The following is an 18,861-nucleotide window of genomic DNA, read 5'->3' on the forward strand; positions in this document are numbered from 1 at the left end:
ATACGTGATAATCTTTAAATTACAACGCTGCGGGTGGAGAAAACTGCGTGAGGCGGGATGTACTTTATTCTTCTGCCGCTTTTGACGACAGGCAATAAACATTACCCGCAAAGTCGCAAACAATCATCCTGTTTCCCGATACGGCTACTGTGGAGAAAACAGGTGCTCCGAAGTACAACTTGTCTTTGATAATCCCTGTTGACTGGTCGATGGCGTATAAATATCCGTCGGAAGCTCCGATATAGACCATTCCTTGTGAAGATACAGGGCTTGTTTCTACTGCTGCCTGTGGCGTAGAAGAATAAGGAGCAGTGTATACAAGAGAAGGTAAAGTCTCGGCTCTCCATTTGATGAAAAGAGTCGGTTTGTCGAGAGCGAAGATTCCACGGTCTGCGCTGCCGAAGATAATCTCATGTTCGGTGACAAGCGGGGTAGATGTCACGTCCAGATTGGCGGACAGTTCCTTTTGCTGGAGTACTTTACCGGTTTGAGGTTCTATTAGGAAAAAGCTTTTGGAGGAGATGATCCATAATTTTCCGTCTCTGTAGACCGGAGAGGCACCTCGGTTGCCGAGTCCGTTGTCCGAGAGTTTCCAGAGTTGTTTGCCAGTGCGGATGTCGTTGCCATACAGTCCTCCCCATTGGGTGCCACTGATTAGTACGTCTCCGGCGATGGTTAACGTGGTGGTCGAGCCTTCCCGTTGTTTCCAGTCCGTGTTGGTCCATATCACTTTTCCTGTTTTCAGGTCGTAGGCTGAAAGTCCGGCGCCGATTCCGGCATAAACGATTCCTTTGTCAACTGTCAGTCCTTCGCTCAGATAGGGATAGTTCTTTAAGTTGATGTATTGTTGCCACAGTGGTTTTCCGGATGCTGCGTCGAGGGCGTACAGATTGCAGGAGGCATCCTGGGCTACAACGATTTCATTTTCGCAGGCAATCGTATTCTTTACCGAGTTTTCCGTGCGGAACTTCCATAGCTGTTTGCCGGAATGGAAGTCGAATGCACAAATATAGGTGTTGAGCGACGTGTTATCATCGGTAGTGGCAATGAATACTTTTTGTCCGACGATGAGGGGGGAGGTCATGAAGATGTTACTTCCTGTGTTCGCTGTCCATTGTAGTTGCAGGGGGAGTTTGATTTGGGAATCATTTATTCCGCCGGAGTGACTTGCGTTCTGAAGTAGGGTATTCCAGTCCTTCCCTGTGATAGCAGTCGATTTGAAATCTTTCTGATAAAGGAACTGGCTGGTGGCAGTCGCTTCCTTTCCGTCGTTGAAGGATGAAGTCACTGTCAGGTTCAGTTTCTTTCCGTTTTCGTTAGCAGGTATTTGAATATTTCCGCTCCAGTTCCAGTCGGTGAGGGGCGACAGGTTACCTTTGGCTATTTCCCGGTTGTCTTCCGGATTGCTCAGCAGATAAGAAACAGACGATGTTTTTGCCTGTGAGTTATAGGTGTTGACCGAGACCGGAAGCTGATAGCCGGTTTCCGGATGTATGGGGGCTGCTTGATTCTTCATCGGAGAAACAATAGCGATTTGCGGTTCGATGAAAGTATAACGCAGTTGTGAGGTGAGGTGATCGTTGGCATCTATCTTTATGTCTCTGAATGAAGAAGGGGAGTGATCGATGCCTCCTTTGTCCAGTGTGCCGGTGCAGATGGTATAAATGCCTTTCTGATTGCGGACGTAGTTGTAGTGCATATGTCCGTAGATTTGTGCTTTCGTGTTGAACGTACGGAGGTCGAGGATATCCTTTTCGTCTGCCTTGAATACGAAGTTATCGTCGGGAGTAAACAGGTCGTGGTTAAAAAGAACAAGCGCCTGATCTTTCTTCATCAGGGCGAGGTCATTCTTCAGCCAGTTGTATACATCCCTTTGCGTGTAATCGGTCGGGTTGTCTCCGCGGTCGATGGGAGTAACGACATAATGCACGTTGCCGACATCGAACGAATACCATGTCGGGCCATAAATCGATTCATAAAGTTCTTCGCCGTAGTTGCCTTTCACCAGGTCGTGGTTGCCTATGCAGTAATAGACAGGGCAGTCCATTGTTTGTGCATTCACAATTTGATTGTGCACTGTGAGTCCCGGTTCGTAGCAGATGTCTCCGGTATGAATCAGAAAAGCCGGTTGTTCGTTCTTTATGTATTGTTGTAAGTCGGTGACCCAACGCCCCACTCCTCCGGTCACTTCCGTGTCGGTGATATGGATAAAGGAGTGTTCTCTGGTCTTGGTCCGTTCGCTTTCGGTCACTATAAAATCATAGCTTTTTCTGTCCTCCTTGACAGGGAGGTAGAATTGTTGTGTCTCGAATCCGGCAGGTGTAGTAATGCTGATAAATCGGGTTTTCTTGAATCCCGATAGTGAGAACCGGCCTTTTTTATCTGTTTTTACTACGTTCATTCCGTCTGTTACCATCACTCCTGCCAGCGGTTTGTCTCCTTTGTCGAATGTGCCCGATTGATTGGTGTCGACATAGACGGTTCCTTTAAATTGTGCGCACAGCGGAAGATATAGTAAAAATGACAAGAGTATTACGGATAGTCTTTTCATAGTCGGTTCTCTGTTTTATTAGGCACGATGACACGGGTTAACGTGGTTTTTAATTGACCGATCTTTTAAATCCGTGAAATCCGTGTCATCCGTGCCTAAATTTATGATATAAATTAATTATGCTGATACTTATCGTATTTGTTTCATCTCTTCGTTGTATCTCGCTTCCTCCTTACACAAAGGCTTGTACCAGGTCTTTCTTAATATCAGCGTGGTAATCAGAAGCAAGGCGATAGAACTCCAGAGTCCTAACTGTTCGCGGACAACGAGGTACATTGGGATGATGGTAAGCGTACATTGCCAGATGATTCCTATCGCCACATTGAAGGCATCTCTTTTGAAGTTTTTATTCGCCTGAATATGCGGGTAGCGGGCGATTGCTTTCTCCTGAATCGGTTTCCACCATCCCCACGGGCGTACATTGACATAGAAGTTGATCAGAGTCTCTTCATCTGTAGCCGGAGCGCTGTAAGTCCCGATGATACATCCGATCAGAGAGACGCCGAACAGTACGGGGAAGAAATAAAGTACCCATGCATCCGGAACGGTAAATTTCATCACAATAGCTGCCACTACTCCGGCAGTCATTCCCCAAAAGTAACCTTCACCGTTGAAACGCCACCAATGCCATTTCAGTACGTTGGCTGCGATGTATCCTCCGAACAGTGCACCTACAATCCACTGGAAGATTTCATTGATATCTTTCAGGAAGAATCCGATGACAGTGCTCACCACCACTACTGCCACAGAGATGACATAACTGCTGCGTATCTGAGTTTTCACGCTTGCTTTCGGATTGATGTATTTCAGATAAATATCATTTACGATATATGCGGGGGCTGCATTGACGGTAGAGGCAAAGGTCGACATGAAAGCTGCCAGTAGACCTGCCAATAATAATCCTGCAAGTCCTGCCGGAACATATCGTGTGATCAGATGGGGAAGAATCGTCTCAAAGTCTGTGCGGGTCACTTCCATCTGTGTCAGTCCGCCGTCTTCCTTGAAGAAATAGATGGCAAGTAATGCAAATCCCATAATCATCAGATAACGGGGAATCAATAGCACGACGGATACGGAACCGCTCATCATCGCTGCTTCTTTGGGAGACTTGCAGGACAGAATTTTCTGCATATCATAGTTGGGCGCAGGCCCTGCCATACTCATGAAGATGCCTTTGAGCAACGCCATCATGACAAAGATGCCTATCAGACTGTAAGGTTCGTTCGCCATTCGTTCGGTCAGCAAACTCATCCGGCTGCTCCAGTCAATATCGAGCGTCCATCCGAAGAAAGGGGAATCCCATCCGGCAGGTACAAAGGAGTGTATCATATCCGGCGCCACCATCTGCATACCGATCACTACGATAACGATGCCTGCCACCGTCATGATAAGGAACTGTACGACATCCGTCCATACGATGCTCAGCATTCCTCCCAACATGACGTAGAAGGTAGCGATAGCTGTGAAGAAGATACCGTATACATGCGGAACATACTCCGGTGAAACAGTGAAAGGAATGTAGGGTGAGATGACTTCCCAGGGAATAAAGATTTCCATGAATTTGCCTATTCCTATGAATCCGTAACTTAGAAATCCGAGTACGCTTAATAACGCAAATACGACAACGATGGTATGAGAGAGTGTCGCTCCCTTGCCTTTACCGAAGCGGGTTTTGATCCATTCGGCTCCGGTGAGCACATTGGAACGCCGCAACCACACCGACAGATAAACCATGAGGAATATCTGATTGAATACCGGCCACAGCCAGGGAATCCAGAGACTTTTGAATCCGTAGGCAAATGCCCAGTAAACCATTAGCATCGTACCAGTGATGTCGAACATCCCGGATGCATTGGACAGGCCAAGCATATAGAAGGGCAGTGATTTGCCTCCCAGGAAATAGGAGTCCATATTTTGTGCGGCCCGTTTTTTCAGTATGAGTCCGATGACAATCATGGCAATGAGGTAGGCGCAGATGATCAGAAGATCGGATGTGTGTAATTTCATGTTGCTATTTTGATTAGGTTTTGTACATTAATAATCTATCAGGTACAAAAGTAGGTCGAATGTGGGGAAGAAACAAATATTATTTTAACTCATACTGATACTATTTATCTGACTTCTCAGGCTTTAATAGCTGACACGTCAGGTGTTAAGACTTGACGTGTCAGATGTTAATACCCTGCAACTCAGTTGTTAATATCCATCATGCAGAATGGAACATCTTGAAAGACAGATGATAATACTGCTTCCGGAACTATAATATAACGGCATTTTCCGACATCACGAGCTTATTGGCTTCTATGATATCGTATATGCTTTTCACGGAAGTCGTGGAACGGAGTCTGTCTTCCGGTGTATGCCGGCAGTAATCGATTAGCCGTTCGATCGTAGAAGTCGCTACGTGCATCCGTGTGTCGGAGGAAGCATAGTAGATGTATACCGTTCCGTCTTCATCTGCGATCCATCCGTTGGAGAATAACACGTTGGATACATCTCCGGTTCTTTCTTCTCCCACGGGTGCCATGAAGTAACCTCCCGGCTGGGCTATCACTTTACTGGGGTCATCTAAAGACGTCATATACAGATATAGGACATATCTGAGCCCGGCTGCACAGGCACGGACTCCGTGTGCCAGATGTAGCCATCCTTCGGGAGTCTTGATGGGATGAGGCCCTTCACCGTTTTTCACTTCTTTGATCGTGTGATAATGGCGCTGTTCTATAACGATTTCCTTCTTGACCACTGCATGAGTGATATCGTCTATCAATGCCCATGAAATACCGCCTCCGCTGCCTGCATCGATGAATCCGTCCTGCGGACGGGTGTACAATGCATATTTGCCGTCTACGAATTCGGGGTGCAGTACCACATTCCGTTGCTGGCTTTGGGAGACGAGGTTGGGCAGGCGTTCCCAGTTTTTAAGGTCCCTGCTGCGTATGATTCCTGCTGCTGCAATGGCCGATGTGAGGTCTCCTGCGGGTGCGTCCGGATCTTTGCTTTCCGAGCAGAAGATACCGTATATCCATCCGTCCTCGTGTTTTGTCAGACGCATATCGTAGACGTTCGTTTCTTCCGGATATAGGTCCGGCAGTTGTACCGGATATTCCCAGAAGCGGAAGTTGTCGATACCATTGGGACTTTCTGCGATGGCAAAGAATGATTTGCGGTCATGCCCTTCTACTCGTGCCATAATAAGATATTTCCCGTTGAATTTGATAGCGCCTGCATTGAATACGGCGTTAATGCCGAAACGTTCCATCAGATAGGGATTTGTTTCCGGATTGAAGTCGTATCTCCACTCCAGCGGGGGGTGGTCTGCTGTCAGAATGGGGTATTTGTATCGTTCAAAAACACCATTGCCGGGCAGTATCTTTTCATTTTCACGTGAGATGAGCTCATCATATTCTTTAGTGAGAATATGTAGTCTGTTATCATATCTATTCATATCAATTCATAAAATTAGAGTAAAGCATCGGCTTGCGATCCTTTTTGTATTACTTGACAGGACAAAAGAGACTGTTTACAAGCCAGACATACCTGAGATATACGGTGTTGTAGGGACAGTCTCTTTGTACTTTTGTCATTTTGAAAGTATGGGGGTACTTTCAAAAAATACATGTGTCAAGTCTATAAACTATTGTTTGGTAATCATATAAGAGCGGATGGTGCAATTGGGTTCTAAGAAGCTGACCCAGTACCAACCATCTTCCACTTTATCGATCCGGCAATCTTCTATCGGATATTTCACTTTTTTGTCCACTGCATTTCTTGTTACTTTATACAGTACCGCATCACCTTTGTTGCCTTTCGTCAAATCACCTGTAAACTGAACTGCAAAACCGCTGGCATAAGTTCCTGTTCCTTTTATAACAATTTCGGACATATTGAACTCTTCCGAATGAGTAATGGAACCCACTGCCGAGGTAGAGACAGACTGATAAGAAGATGAACCTGCTATTAAGTAACGATATGATGGATTCTCCAGATATAGGTCGTCGATATAGACTATATTGATGCTGATTGACTCTCCTTCCTGGTCTTTGATTGTTACCGTCTTGTTGAAACGATATCTTTTAAGACCTTCGATGATAACATCTGTTCCATTTTCCGCTATCGTGCATTTCAGATAAGTGGCAGAACCATTATTTGTGCAGGTATAGCCTCCGTTACCGTCCAGAATCTTGATTGTCAAAGGTTCACCGACTGTCAAATAAGCAATTTCTTCACTATTGTCAACTACAAGTTTCTTTATTACTTTTACTGAAAATTCTGCACTCTTGTTCAGTCTGTCGGTCACTGTAACTGTTGCATTGCCTGGTGCCAGAGATTCTATCTGTATATGTCCTTCTTCATCTACTGTAGCTTTCACGACAGATTCTTTGTCAACTGTTACTTTGTAGCCTCTGTTTCCTGTATAAACATTGACTGTCTTGTTTTCACCCGGATACATTGTTGTAGCCGAATTGGACAAAACCAGTTCACTTAACTGATCGACGATGACTTTGACATTGGTACTCATTTTAGCCCAGTCGGTAATAGATAAGTCGGTACTACCGGCCTTCAGAGCTGTTACTTTAATTTTGTTACCTTCGGCAATGGCGGTTGCTACATCTTCATTGGAACTTGTAATTTTATAATTGCCGTTGCCTTGAACTATTTGAATGATTCCTTCCGGGGTCTCATCCAGATTAATGATCAACTCCTGCGTATTCGGCACTAAGTCGTGATAGGATGGATCATCGTCATTACAGCCGGAGAAAACAGTAGCGGCTGCAAGCAGGAATCCTGCTAAATATAATAGATTTCTTTTCATGATATTCATTGTTTATTTAGACTATTTATTCAGCTTCAATATCTTTCATTTTACCAGTGATGGTTACTACACTAAACTTAGGGACTGTAATGGAGCGCAATCCGCTGAGAGATGGATTTACTTTTTTGCGTTGCCACTTAACTCCTTCATCTGATGTATACGAGATCATGGTCTGAAACTCTTTTCCTTCAATTTCCAGTTTGGTTTCGAAGGCCTTGCTTGTAGAATTGTTTACCAGTACGATCGTATAATTGTCGTCCTTGATGTAAGCTGTCATCAACAGTTCTTTCGGGAATGCTTCTTCGTCACCTTCGGGAGCAACAGTCTTGATATCCACACGTCGGCTTCCTTCCGGGATAAACTTAGTAAATTGTCCGTAACTGTAGTAGCGGGACGCTCTTTCATAATTGGTTCCGGGAAGTGCTTCTTCCAGTCTGATCAACGCTTCATTATTCGTACAAGGACGTGCACCTGCCCACCAGATAAATGCGTTCAGGTTGGAAACTGCCAGATAATTATGGAAAGTAGTAGCCCATTGCATCGCGTTTTTCCAGGATGGATCGTATGTGTCTGTAGAACTGGTTTCCGTATTCCATAAATGAATATTATTTTCAGCGCAGAGTGGTGATTGTACAAACTCAGTGTTGCCAATTAATGTGTATCCGTGAGCTGCTGCAATAATGTTGGAGTTAACCAGATCGGGACAGGCTTTCAAGCCATTTTCAAGAAAAGTGACTCCTGCTTTCCACCACGAGTGCTCTCCAAAGATAATCTTCATGTCTTGATAACCTGCTTTATCTAAAGCTGGGCGAAGATTCTTCTGGCAGAAGTTAGCCAGATTGGTATAACTCCAGCTACAACCGTTCCATCCCGTTCCACTGCTGTTAGGCTCATTAGATGGTGATATTGCATATATCTCAATGCCGAACTTTTCAGTGTATGCTTTGATGAAGTCAATCAGATAGTTAGCATATGCGTCTTCCGAACCGGATGCCAGACTACCGCCTGAGGGCTTTCCGTTAGATTTCATAGTTCCGGGAGGACTCCAGGTAGAGAATATAAATTTCACATCTTTATATTTTTTCTGCAGGATATCTACCAGCCACATTTGACCTAATTGTACTTGTTCGCCACATCCGGAACCGTTAAAGTCTCTCCAGTAATCATTGATCATAGAGGGATCGTTGGCTGCAAGATTGAAGGTACGGTTCATTCCGAAGTCAATGACGTTTGTGGTAGGGTTCTGATAGTGTGGAAATACCTCACCTCTGAAAATATTCAGCTTCAAGCCATTTTCTCCGAAAAGATCATTGACTACATCTTCGCGCATCATGTTGTTCCATATACGATGTGACCACTCTGCAAAGGCACATCCGAAGCCATCGATTATCTGATGTTCGTGCCCTTCTCCGAACTGTACTTTGATGACAGCTTCTGTGGTGGGTTCGGCTGAGAATCCGTCATCCTCGTCTGTTTCTTCTACCGGGTCCGGAATGTAGACGTCACTGTGACTCAGACTTCCATCGTCACAAGAGTATCCAATGAATAGAAAGAGGGATACGAATAATAATGAATATATCTTTTTCATGTTGTTTCTTTATTAAGTTAATCTTGCTAGGTTTTTTATTTCCATAAACTGGTTTGTTCCATGGCAGTATTATTGTTTAGTTCACTTGTCGGTATAGGATAATAAAGGTGTTTTTCCTGGAAGTTTTCCGCACCTTGTTTTCCATTCGCCTTGAAGATCAACTGAATTTCGCTGGGCGAATACCAACGTTTCAAATCGTCAAAACGATGTCCTTCCGCAAAGAACTCCAATAAGCATTGGTGTTCTATTTCATTCATTAATTCAGCTTGTGCAAAAGTCTTTTCCGTAAGTCCTGCTCTTTGGCGGATTTGCTTTAAAGCATAGTTGGCACCATCCGGATCATTGGTTTTGGCGCATGCTTCAGCATAAAGCAACAGTACCTCGGCAAAGCGCATTACGCGCAAATTGCTGGACCTTCCTTCTTTGTTGCCCATGTTGTCCGGTGCCTTGTCATCCACATAATATGCGGTATTTTTCTTTATCAGGAATTTACCTGCTGTTCCATTGACGTTGAAACTTGGTGCTCCGCCTGCCATTTTTCCTTCATTGCCTTCCCAAAGATCATCCATGGAGTAATTATTTCCATACCATTTCTCGTTAGGAACTTTATCTCCATAGTTGGCAGCATCAAAAAAGAGGCTGGCATACATACGTTTGTCAAACTTGGTATCTGCATCACTCGGACGTGTTTCTTTTGTAAACTCTCCTACGATCAGGGAGTTCGGCATTAATTTAGCCCATCCGCCGGATTTTACCGGGCCGATAAACTGAGGAATGTAGCAACCTAAACAGATACCGCTTTCATTGCTCCAGGAGTAGTCTCCGTCCGGACTGTATGCCAGTTCAAATACGGATTCTTTATTGAACTCTTCTTCATTTGTGAAATTCTTTTCGAAGTTGTCCATCAATTCGTAAGAATAAGGAGCTTTCAGTAATGTACCTAATAGCTGTTTGGCTTCCGGATATTTGTGTTGGGTGGCATATACTTTGCCCAGCATTGCAATAGCTGCACCTTTAGTTATGCGTTCTTTGGCAGTAGAGCGTTCTACTGGCAGGTTGCATTTGATGGCGTTATCCAGATCTTCTTCTACTTGTGCCCATAATGCAGCTTCTGTAGCAGCGGCTTTATTGGTTTCATCTTCGTTGGATGGAATCAGTCTCAAAGGCACTTCTTTGTAATTGTTGACTAACAGGAAGTATTGATAGCCACGCAGAAAGAGTGCTTCGCCTTTGATCATCGAGCGGTCTTCTTCAGTAATACCTGATGCAGGTATCTGATCAATATACCGCAGTACGATGTTGGCACGCTGGATGCCTGAATAAAGCGCTCCGTAAGGATCATTTCCGGTAGAGGGCGAGTTCAGGAAGTTTGCAATATTCCACATCGGAACTTCTTCTCCTTTGATTGTGTAGATATCGTCACCACGACCGTTTAAGTTTAGCCAGCCGTCAAATGCGCCGAAGTATCCGTACATGGCTCCTTTTATCGGAGAATAGGCGGCTGCCAAAGCACTTTCTGCATCTGCTTTATCTTTCCAGAAGTTGCTTTCCGTGAAGTAATTGGGGTCCGACAGATTCAAAAAGCTGGATTCGTTGCACGATGTCAGCGCTCCGGAAAAAAGAGCTGCCATGCACATATATGATAACCAATTTCTTTTCATGTTCATAAACTGTTTAATGTTTAATATTAATTTAAGGTATTACAGGTTGACTTGTATTCCGAAAGAAATAGTACGGGGCAATGGATAGCGTCCCTGGTCGATACCTCTTGAGAATACATTGTAAGCAACACCTGCGACAGAACTTTCACCCAGGTCGGGGGTATAGCCGGAATATTTGGTCAATGTGAACAGGTTCTCCATTGAAGTGTATATTCTTACGTTTTCAAGTTTGATTTTCTTTGTCAGAACTTTGGGTAATGTATAGCCAATGTCCAATGTTTTCAAACGTATGTACGAGCCGTCTTCCAGCCATCTGTCGGTGTATGCCCATTTGTTGTCTGCACCGTCAGTCTTAGAGAAACGAGGAATATCAGTGTTCTGATTGTCCGGTCTCCATGAATTGGCCAATACGGTACTCATGTTTCCGTTGAAGTTTCCTGATTCCAGGCGATAACGGGGATAATTATATATCTTGTTGCCTACCATTCCGTCAAAGAAAAGGTTAAAGTCGAAGTTGTTCCATTCGCCGCCGAGTCTTATGCCAAAAGTGAAATCGGGGAACGGACTTCCTACGTCATGCTGGTCATCTGTGTTTATTTTGCCGTCACCGTTCCAGTCTTTGTAGCGGACATCACCAACTTGTGCAGCGGGCTGGATGAGTTCACCGTCTTTGTTTTTATAATTAGCGATCTCTTCTGCCGAGCGGAATAATCCGTCTGTTTCGATCAGGTTGAAATATGACATCGGGTGCCCTTCTGCAAACATATTGATACCGCGACCACCGGCACCGTGTGCGCTGTATCCGGAGATCATCAGGTTTTGTCCGCCTAATGTTATTTTGGTCACTTCATTCTTGTCGGCTGCGATATTGGCACCGATGTAATAGTTGAACTTTTCCTTGATGGCACCGCGATAGTTGACCGCAAGTTCGAATCCTTTGTTCCGTACTTGTCCCGCATTCTGAATAGAGTTTCCGCTGATACCGGTAGATGCGGTAGAAGGAATAGGTAATAGCACATCATTTGTATTCTTAACGTAAGCATCAGCAGTAAGCGTCAATCGTCCGTTTAGCAGACTGACATCTAAACCGATGTTATAGGTCTCCGTATTTTCCCATGTTAAATTGGCGGGTGAGATTGCCTGCACATATGGCATAGAACCAAACCAAGGCGAATTATTCATCACATAGTTCATGCCGTCCGATACTACACTTTGTGTCGGATAGTAGCTGGTCATCTCCTGATTACCGAGTTTACCATAACTAAAACGCAGCTTCAACTGATCGAATACATTCTCTAAAGGTTTAAAGAATTTTTCGCGGTTGATGTTCCATCCAATAGAAGCAGAAGGGAATGCACCATATTGATGTCCACTTCTGAAACGTGAAGAACCGTCACGGCGAATAGATGCCGAGAATAAATAACGGTCGTCAAAGGAATACATGACACGTCCGAACAGAGATACCAATGCAAGTTCATTCAGCGAACTGGATGCTTTCAGGTTGGAAGGATCTACATTGCCCGGCATTGTTTCAATGAACTGGGGCATATCTCCATTTTTACCATAAAGGCTGTAACTTTTGTCTTTCTGGGCAGAGTATCCGGCAAGGAGTGACAAATTGTGTTTGCCGAATGTACGGTCATAATTCAGGGTGTTTTCTAATACCCATGATTCCCATGTTGACGATTTTTCTTCAAGGTCGGGCTTGTCGTTTTTACCGAATGTTCCTAAATCGTATACATCCTTGTAATAACGCCACTTAGTATGCTCTTTTCTGATACCTACATTGAGTTTGTACTTTAGTCCTTTGATGATTTCAGCCTGTAAATAGGCATTGAGGAAAATCTTGGTTGTTTCTGTCCGTTCGTCGTTGACTGTCATTTCAGCCAATGGATTCGGTAAATTGATGTCATTGGAAGTACCCCAGCCCCCTGCGTTTGTAGGATCGTATACCGGTACTACTGACGGGAACTGAAAGATATCGAACATGGTATCCTGATGAATGTATCCACTACCTTTTGTCAGATTTACAATCATAGATTCACCTATTGTCAAGCGATTGTCGAAGAAAGAATAATCGCTTTTCAAACGGATATTGTAAGATTCATGATCAGTGTTGCGCAGTATACCTTCTTTATTAAGGTAGCTGACAGATGAACTGTAAGAACCGCTTTTGGAACCGCCGCTGATGGTAGCATTGGCTTTATAAGTCATGGCTGTGCGCAACATCACGTCTTGCCAGTCTGTTCCTTCACCAATGAAAGGGGTAGCTCCGTTTTCTGCACCATAACCGTCGCCTGCTAATTTGTAGTAGCGTGTGAAGCGGCTGTATTCTTCTCCATTAAAAACTTTCAGTGTTTTGGGAGTCTGGCTGATTCCTGTGAAGAAATTGACATCTAATTTAGTCGGCATGTCTTTACGACCGCTTTTAGTGGTAATCAGTACAACACCACCTGCTGCACGTGAACCGTAGATTGCTGCCGCAGCAGCATCTTTTAAAACTTCGATAGAGGAAATATCGTTAGGATCGACCATACTGATATCTCCAAATGCTCCGTCTACTACATAAAGTGGATTGTTGTTGGATAAAGAGCTGATACCACGAACATTGATCGTCATACTTCCATTGGGATCACCACTGGAACTGGCTACTGATACTCCGGGTATTTTCCCTTGTAAGGCTGTGGCTGCGTTAGAAGCAACCTGACCGTTAAGTTCTTTTGCACTAACCGAACCTACAGCCCCCGAAAGATGACTCTTCTTCACTGTACCATAACCAATCACTACTACTTGTTCCAGAGCGATATTATCTTCTTCCATAGATACATTGATTGGAGTTCCGGACGTGACAGCTTTTTCTATTTGTTTCATACCTATTGTTGAGAATATCAGTATATTCCCTTTATTCGCTTTGATGGAGTATTTACCATCCATGTCTGTTACTGTGCCGGTGTCTTTACCTTTCACTCTGACTGTGACTCCTGGTAAGGGTTCATTTGTTGTAGCTTCTGTTACCATTCCTTTTATTTCAATATCCTGGGCTGCCAGTGGAATGCTAGTCAGGCAAAGAAAAAAGAATAGTAGAAAATAAATTTTTCTTCTCATAATTTATTGTATTAGATTATAAACTCTATTCAATTGTTGATTGATCCATGGAAACTTCAACCAATAACTGATGATGCAAAAGTAGGCGATAATGCTCCGTCAGACAAGTAGTATTTTATCATTTACTAATACAATTCTATCGTATTGTATTTTAATTTGAATAAACAAAAGATAAGATGTCCTATCAGAGTGTTTGAATGCTGCTTTAATCAGTTGGATTGCTTATTAAGAATGTCAAAAGAGTACATTTTATGATTGAAGTTATATTATGTTGTGTTACCGGGGGACAAAGGTATAAGGATATGTATGTTGATGCAAGTATTATTCGGTAATTAACAGCTGTGGAGGTGTGATTTCTATTACTTATAGGAAATAAAACTATTATGACTGCTCATTTTGTTACTTATAAGAAATAGTATTTATAATCTCCTATCTTATGAGCGTGGATAGATAAATAAAAAAGGAGAAGCCAGTTATTTTAGCTTCTCCTTTTCCCTTCCTGTTAATCATCCTAAATGATTATTTGAAAACAATCTCCATGGGTCTACCTATCCAAACTTGTGGTTGTTCTAAATGAAAGATGCGGGCGATGGTGGACGCCACATCGTATTGCATCATGCTTACATCGTCAAACCGGAGTCCTTTCTTAATATTCTTGCCGGATATGATGAAAGCAGTTTCCATTTCTTGCATGGTTTTTCCGCCATGACCTTTATCGATACCTCCGTGATCGGAAGTTAATATGAAAATGGTATCATCCAGCATTCCTGCGTCTTTTACCGCCTGAACGATTTGGCCGACATACATATCCAGTTCTTTAAGTTTCTCGTAATATTCCGGTGTGTCGTGTCCGGCAGTGTGTCCGGTGTGGTCCGGACCGTCGTAGCAGATGGCTACAAGAGCGGGGTGTTTCTCCTTTATATAAGAAGAAGCCATATTGCCCAGTTCTTTCGGAGTCTTGTTGCAGTCGGCAACATGATAGTGATAACTTAAAGACAGCGTATCTACTAAATATTTAATTCCTTCCCATTCATACAGGCAACCGATTTCCGCTTCCGGGCGGGCATCGCGCAGTAATTGAAAAACAGTAGGGAAGATACCATTCTTATTTAATACGCGTGAGGGAAGTTCCGGTGTTTTAGATCCCCATTCGGTGTATCCGTGAAGTTCCGGTCCGGCTCCCATAAACATGGATGCCCAGTTGATGGCGCTGGAAGAGGGGAGGGCAGAACGCTTTTTCAGTGTGTAAGCTCCGTCCTCCATCAGTTTCTTTACGTTTGGCATATCTGCTTTGGGAAGGCTGTAGGCTCCCCAGCCGTCCAAACCGATGAAAACAACGTGTTTAGCTTTGTCTTTTCCTTTGGCATGGCAGGAGAAAGTGAAACTGAAGAGGAGTGCGAATGTAGCAAGTAGTGTTAAAAAGGTTTGTTTATTCATGATACTTTTATTTATATGGTTAATGTTTTATTCGTTATTGAATCAAAGGCCATAACTAATGATGAGCAAAGGTAAGACTATTTTAAGGGGGAGACAAATATAATATTAGCAGATACTAATACTTTTATGGTATTTCTTTTAAAATTTTGTCTTTTGCTTGGCGTTGTTTCTTTGGCTGTCAAATTCTGTCGTTGACTATTTGTCTATAATATTGACCGTTTTAATGATTCTTCTGCTCAAATATGAATATCCTTTCGGCTTGGCTACAATAATATCCTTACAGTTTTATAATAAACCGTTTGAGCGTTTTTAATAAATAGTTGAAGGGTTTATTATAAACGGTATCCAAGTTTATTAAAAACTATTTTTGGGAAATTTCTGAGTAACCTTGGAATTATATAAACAAAAAGGGAGAAAATCAGTGCTGATTTTCTCCCTTTTCCATTCCTTTATAGATGGAAACAGATGCCTTATTGACTGCTGTTATGTCTTATATTTTATACGTTTCATATTGCTTTTCTTCTTTTTACTACCTTCAAAGATACAAAATAAAAAAGGAAAAGTCAAGAGCTGGCTGTGATAAAACAGTTTCCGGTGTGAATGGACAATAGTTTCCAGTCGCACTGGAAACTATTATAAGACGCTGATTCTCACTTATTCTTTATGATAAGAATGATCTTTCGGAAACTCTTCTCCTTCCCATGCTTTTTTCGAAGTCCAGGATTGTGAAGCATCCGTCCAAAAGGGATCATCGGCAGACAGACCTAGCGGGAGGAAAGCAAGCGATGCCATATACAAGCTGCCGTTATTAGTGTAATAATCGGAGATACCGGGCTGGGAACCGTTGAATCCCAGTGTCAGAAAGCCTGCTGTATTGAAGTTGCGGCCGTCTCCGAACATACGTTGGATGACAGCCGTCATGGCTGCGCGTACCTGTCCGTTTGATAATTCTTCGGGAAGCCAGTTGCGCCACGCAAGCAGCGCTAATGTCTGCAAAGAGCCGGTACGGTAAGTGATAGAACGTCCGAAAACAGGTAGCGTACCTTCCGGAGAGATGAGGCGTTCGAGGATTACTCCGAATCGTTGGGCACGTCTGATCGCTTCATGGAAGTTGCAGCCGGGCATATTTCCTATCTTCTCACGTTTGCCGGCTTCGGTGATTATCTCCAGTGCTTCTATATACATAGGATGTATGACGAAGCTATTGTAATAATCGAATGCGAAACGAGGTCCGTCCGAATACCAGCCGTCACCTACATACCATTCTTCTATCTTGCGCAGAGAGGAACTGATGCGGTAAGTGTCACTGGGCGCACCAGCTTTCCGAAGGAAGGACTCGACGGTGGCGCTGAACAACAGCCAGTTGCTATAGGAAGGATCGACCCGTCTGAGATCCGTAAATTCGGCGATATACCGCTGCTTGGTGATGCTGTCCAATGGCATCCATAAGGCATCATAACTTCTCAGGAAACTTTCTGCCAGGAAGGCGGCATCCACCAAGGTCTGATTCTCCTGACGCCATAACAGATAATCGGGGGAAGCGGGATCTACCGCGTTAGCATAGCTTTTCAATGCCCATTCCCGCAGTTGTTTGCGTTGGAGTCCTTCCGGAGTTTCATCGTCGGGCAATGACAGCCACGGTGCCAGTCCCGCCATTAGACGACCGAAGCATTCCATATAAGTGACGTTCTGATTGCGCCCGTCCCATGTCGGACTTAATTCTACGAGCATATTCTGTTTCAGCAGACCTTCGCTCATGTTGCTTAATACAGGAGCAGCCATCCGGTACATTACGTCGCACCAGATTTCTCTGTCACTTTTCTCTGTTTTCTTTTTGGCACTGATACTTTCTGTCGGGATCAGCAGAATCATTAATAGTAAGATCCAATGAAGTCTTTTCATGTATTGCCTTATTTTTAAGATTAAATCTACGGCTATGGAGGCATAGCTGAAGCGTATGGCAAAGGTAGAATTATTCCGACAGCAGGGCAAATACAATTTTAGCATTAACTAATACTTTTGCGTTATTTATCAGATGCTGATACTTTCTTATACAAAATGACCGGTAAATAATGCTTGTCACCGGATTTGTCATACATTTGTCCGGTAAACAAAATTATTACTATGAAAAGGAATTGGATAGGTAGCAGCATGATAGTTGCACTCTTTGCTTTATTGGCAAGCGGATGCGGTCATAGTCAACGGACGCTGGAGTTTCGTGGAATCTGTGTAGATGACCCGCAGGGAGAAAATGGATTATATAACCCGGGCAGGGGATTCCGGCTGGAAACCGCGGTGGATGTGCTGCACGAAAAAGACACTCCTACCGAAGAACTGAATGAATTGTCTGCTAAGTATGTAGCAGATAGTGTTTCACTCTCACAGAGCTACTTTTATCTGACTTATTTAATAGGTAAAGAGCTGTCTGAAGAAAACTTCCGGACCATGCAGGCATATTTTGATGAACTGCAAAAGCAAGGAAAAAAGGCCGTACTGCGCTTTGCCTACGAACGCGACTTTATGGGACGGTCGCCTGTCGGTCCTACCGGCGAACAGATACTGGCGCACTTGGATCAATTAAAACCTTTCCTGGAGAAAAATAAAGACTTGATTCTGGTCGTACAAGCCGGAATGATTGGCGCGTGGGGCGAATGGCACAGTTCGGTTCAGGGACTGGAAAACTCGGAAGAAACAAAGGCTGCCGTATTGGAAAAACTGCTTTCTGTGGTTCCTGCGGAGAGAAATGTACAAGTCAGACTCCCGGAATTTAAGAACCTGCTGAAAGATAAACCGGAACTTTATAAGAGACTTTCTTTCCATGATGACTTCATTGTCATACGCCCCGACAGATGGGATGCCGATATGCACGAAGGGACACCGAAGTTCGATCAGATAGTGGCGGAATCTCCTTACCTCGTAGTAGACGGTGAACTGCCCTGGGGATTCTGGAGCGTGGGCGCTGATCCGGACAGTCCTTCTGCCGGATGGATTATTGACGGTATGCAGGCGGCGAGACGTTTATTCCTCCAGCATTATACTTCGCTAAGTATCATACATAATTATAAGGAGCAACATCCCAACAACCGGTTTGACGAGAATAATCCGCCCGAATATTCCATGGTGGTCTGGAAGAAAACGATGATAACGGAAGACTCCCTTCTCCAGCATCATATGCCGGTGTCCGACAGTTACTTCCGGAAGAAAGACGGAACGAAGGTAAAACGCAATATGTTCGATTATATACGTGATCATCTGGGTTACCGGATTGAGCTGCAATCACTTCAGCTTCCCTCCAAATTCGTGAGTGGAAAGGAGAACGTCTTGAAACTGAGCTTGAAGAACAGAGGTTTTGCCACCGTATTTGGTGAACATCCTGTTTATTTTGTATTGATTGATGATGCAGGAGAGGTTACGGAATTTCCGACCGATGCCAATCCAAAGAACTGGCAACCGTTCGAACCAAAGGATTCTGCTTATACTTCGCTGATGCATACAGTGGATGTATCTCTTGAACTCCCTGCCTCGGTGACTGCCGGAACTTATAAGTTAGGTCTGTGGATACCGGACGGATCGGACAGACTCAGATATAATCCTCGTTATGCCATCCATTGTGCCAATGGGGATACGGACTGGTGGATTTCTAAGGATGGAAAGTATGGCGTGAATGTATTGACTGCGGTTGAAGTGGAATAAATGATTTGTT

General features: G+C 43.9%; 10 protein-coding genes. 1 reads left to right on the forward strand and 9 read right to left on the reverse strand.

Annotation, left to right across the window (positions count from 1 at the left end; translation table 11 throughout):
• Positions 1 to 64 precede the first annotated feature (64 nt).
• From DW640_RS14060 to DW640_RS14105, 9 genes are all read right to left on the reverse strand, one after another.
• Positions 65 to 2,551 carry a PQQ-binding-like beta-propeller repeat protein gene (locus tag DW640_RS14060; RefSeq protein WP_117578533.1) on the reverse strand — a complete coding sequence of 829 codons (2,487 nt, stop codon included), beginning with the start codon at positions 2,549 to 2,551 and terminating at the stop codon, positions 65 to 67.
• 129 nt (positions 2,552 to 2,680) lie between these two features.
• A complete protein-coding gene (locus DW640_RS14065) occupies positions 2,681 to 4,558 on the reverse strand; it encodes a sodium:solute symporter family protein (RefSeq protein WP_008761755.1) in 1,878 nt (625 codons plus the stop codon).
• 250 nt (positions 4,559 to 4,808) lie between these two features.
• Complete coding sequence (locus DW640_RS14070) at positions 4,809 to 5,999, reverse strand: glycoside hydrolase family 130 protein (protein WP_016269079.1); 1,191 nt, start codon at positions 5,997 to 5,999, stop codon at positions 4,809 to 4,811.
• Positions 6,000 to 6,188: 189 nt separating this feature from the next.
• A complete protein-coding gene (locus DW640_RS14075) occupies positions 6,189 to 7,367 on the reverse strand; it encodes a hypothetical protein (protein ID WP_016269078.1) in 1,179 nt (392 codons plus the stop codon).
• Positions 7,368 to 7,392: 25 nt separating this feature from the next.
• Positions 7,393 to 8,955, reverse strand: coding sequence for a glycoside hydrolase (locus tag DW640_RS14080; protein ID WP_016269077.1), 1,563 nt, complete (start codon positions 8,953 to 8,955; stop codon positions 7,393 to 7,395).
• Positions 8,956 to 8,990: 35 nt separating this feature from the next.
• Positions 8,991 to 10,616, reverse strand: a complete 1,626-nt coding sequence (locus DW640_RS14085) for a RagB/SusD family nutrient uptake outer membrane protein (RefSeq protein WP_008767302.1) — start codon at positions 10,614 to 10,616, stop codon at positions 8,991 to 8,993.
• A 39-nt stretch (positions 10,617 to 10,655) separates the two neighbouring features.
• A complete protein-coding gene (locus DW640_RS14090; protein ID WP_117578535.1) occupies positions 10,656 to 13,721 on the reverse strand; it encodes a TonB-dependent receptor in 3,066 nt (1,021 codons plus the stop codon).
• A 519-nt stretch (positions 13,722 to 14,240) separates the two neighbouring features.
• Entirely contained in the window at positions 14,241 to 15,158 is a 918-nt protein-coding gene (locus DW640_RS14095; protein ID WP_008767300.1) for an alkaline phosphatase, read from the reverse strand.
• A gap of 654 nt (positions 15,159 to 15,812) precedes the next feature.
• Positions 15,813 to 17,060 carry a DUF2264 domain-containing protein gene (locus DW640_RS14105; protein ID WP_008767299.1) on the reverse strand — a complete coding sequence of 416 codons (1,248 nt, stop codon included), beginning with the start codon at positions 17,058 to 17,060 and terminating at the stop codon, positions 15,813 to 15,815.
• Positions 17,061 to 17,282: 222 nt separating this feature from the next.
• Between DW640_RS14105 and DW640_RS14110 the strand changes: the two genes are divergently transcribed.
• Positions 17,283 to 18,851 (forward strand): DUF4832 domain-containing protein, encoded by a 1,569-nt coding sequence (locus tag DW640_RS14110; protein ID WP_008767298.1) that lies wholly within the window; start codon positions 17,283 to 17,285, stop codon positions 18,849 to 18,851.
• Positions 18,852 to 18,861 lie beyond the last annotated feature (10 nt).

The organism is Bacteroides sp. AM23-12 (genome assembly GCF_003434395.1).
Taxonomy (GTDB): Bacteria; Bacteroidota; Bacteroidia; order Bacteroidales; family Bacteroidaceae; genus Bacteroides; species Bacteroides thetaiotaomicron.

Bases quoted from the DNA above. Each gene is read 5' to 3' on its own strand.
- DW640_RS14070 (WP_016269079.1), bottom strand. From the start codon at position 5,999: ATGAATAGATATGATAACAGACTACATATTCTCACTAAAGAATATGAT.
- DW640_RS14060 (WP_117578533.1), bottom strand. From the start codon at position 2,551: ATGAAAAGACTATCCGTAATACTCTTGTCATTTTTACTATATCTTCCG.
- DW640_RS14110 (WP_008767298.1), top strand. From the start codon at position 17,283: ATGAAAAGGAATTGGATAGGTAGCAGCATGATAGTTGCACTCTTTGCT.
- DW640_RS14075 (WP_016269078.1), bottom strand. From the start codon at position 7,367: ATGAAAAGAAATCTATTATATTTAGCAGGATTCCTGCTTGCAGCCGCT.
- DW640_RS14065 (WP_008761755.1), bottom strand. From the start codon at position 4,558: ATGAAATTACACACATCCGATCTTCTGATCATCTGCGCCTACCTCATT.
- DW640_RS14090 (WP_117578535.1), bottom strand. From the start codon at position 13,721: ATGAGAAGAAAAATTTATTTTCTACTATTCTTTTTTCTTTGCCTGACT.
- DW640_RS14080 (WP_016269077.1), bottom strand. From the start codon at position 8,955: ATGAAAAAGATATATTCATTATTATTCGTATCCCTCTTTCTATTCATT.
- DW640_RS14095 (WP_008767300.1), bottom strand. From the start codon at position 15,158: ATGAATAAACAAACCTTTTTAACACTACTTGCTACATTCGCACTCCTC.
- DW640_RS14085 (WP_008767302.1), bottom strand. From the start codon at position 10,616: ATGAAAAGAAATTGGTTATCATATATGTGCATGGCAGCTCTTTTTTCC.
- DW640_RS14105 (WP_008767299.1), bottom strand. From the start codon at position 17,060: ATGAAAAGACTTCATTGGATCTTACTATTAATGATTCTGCTGATCCCG.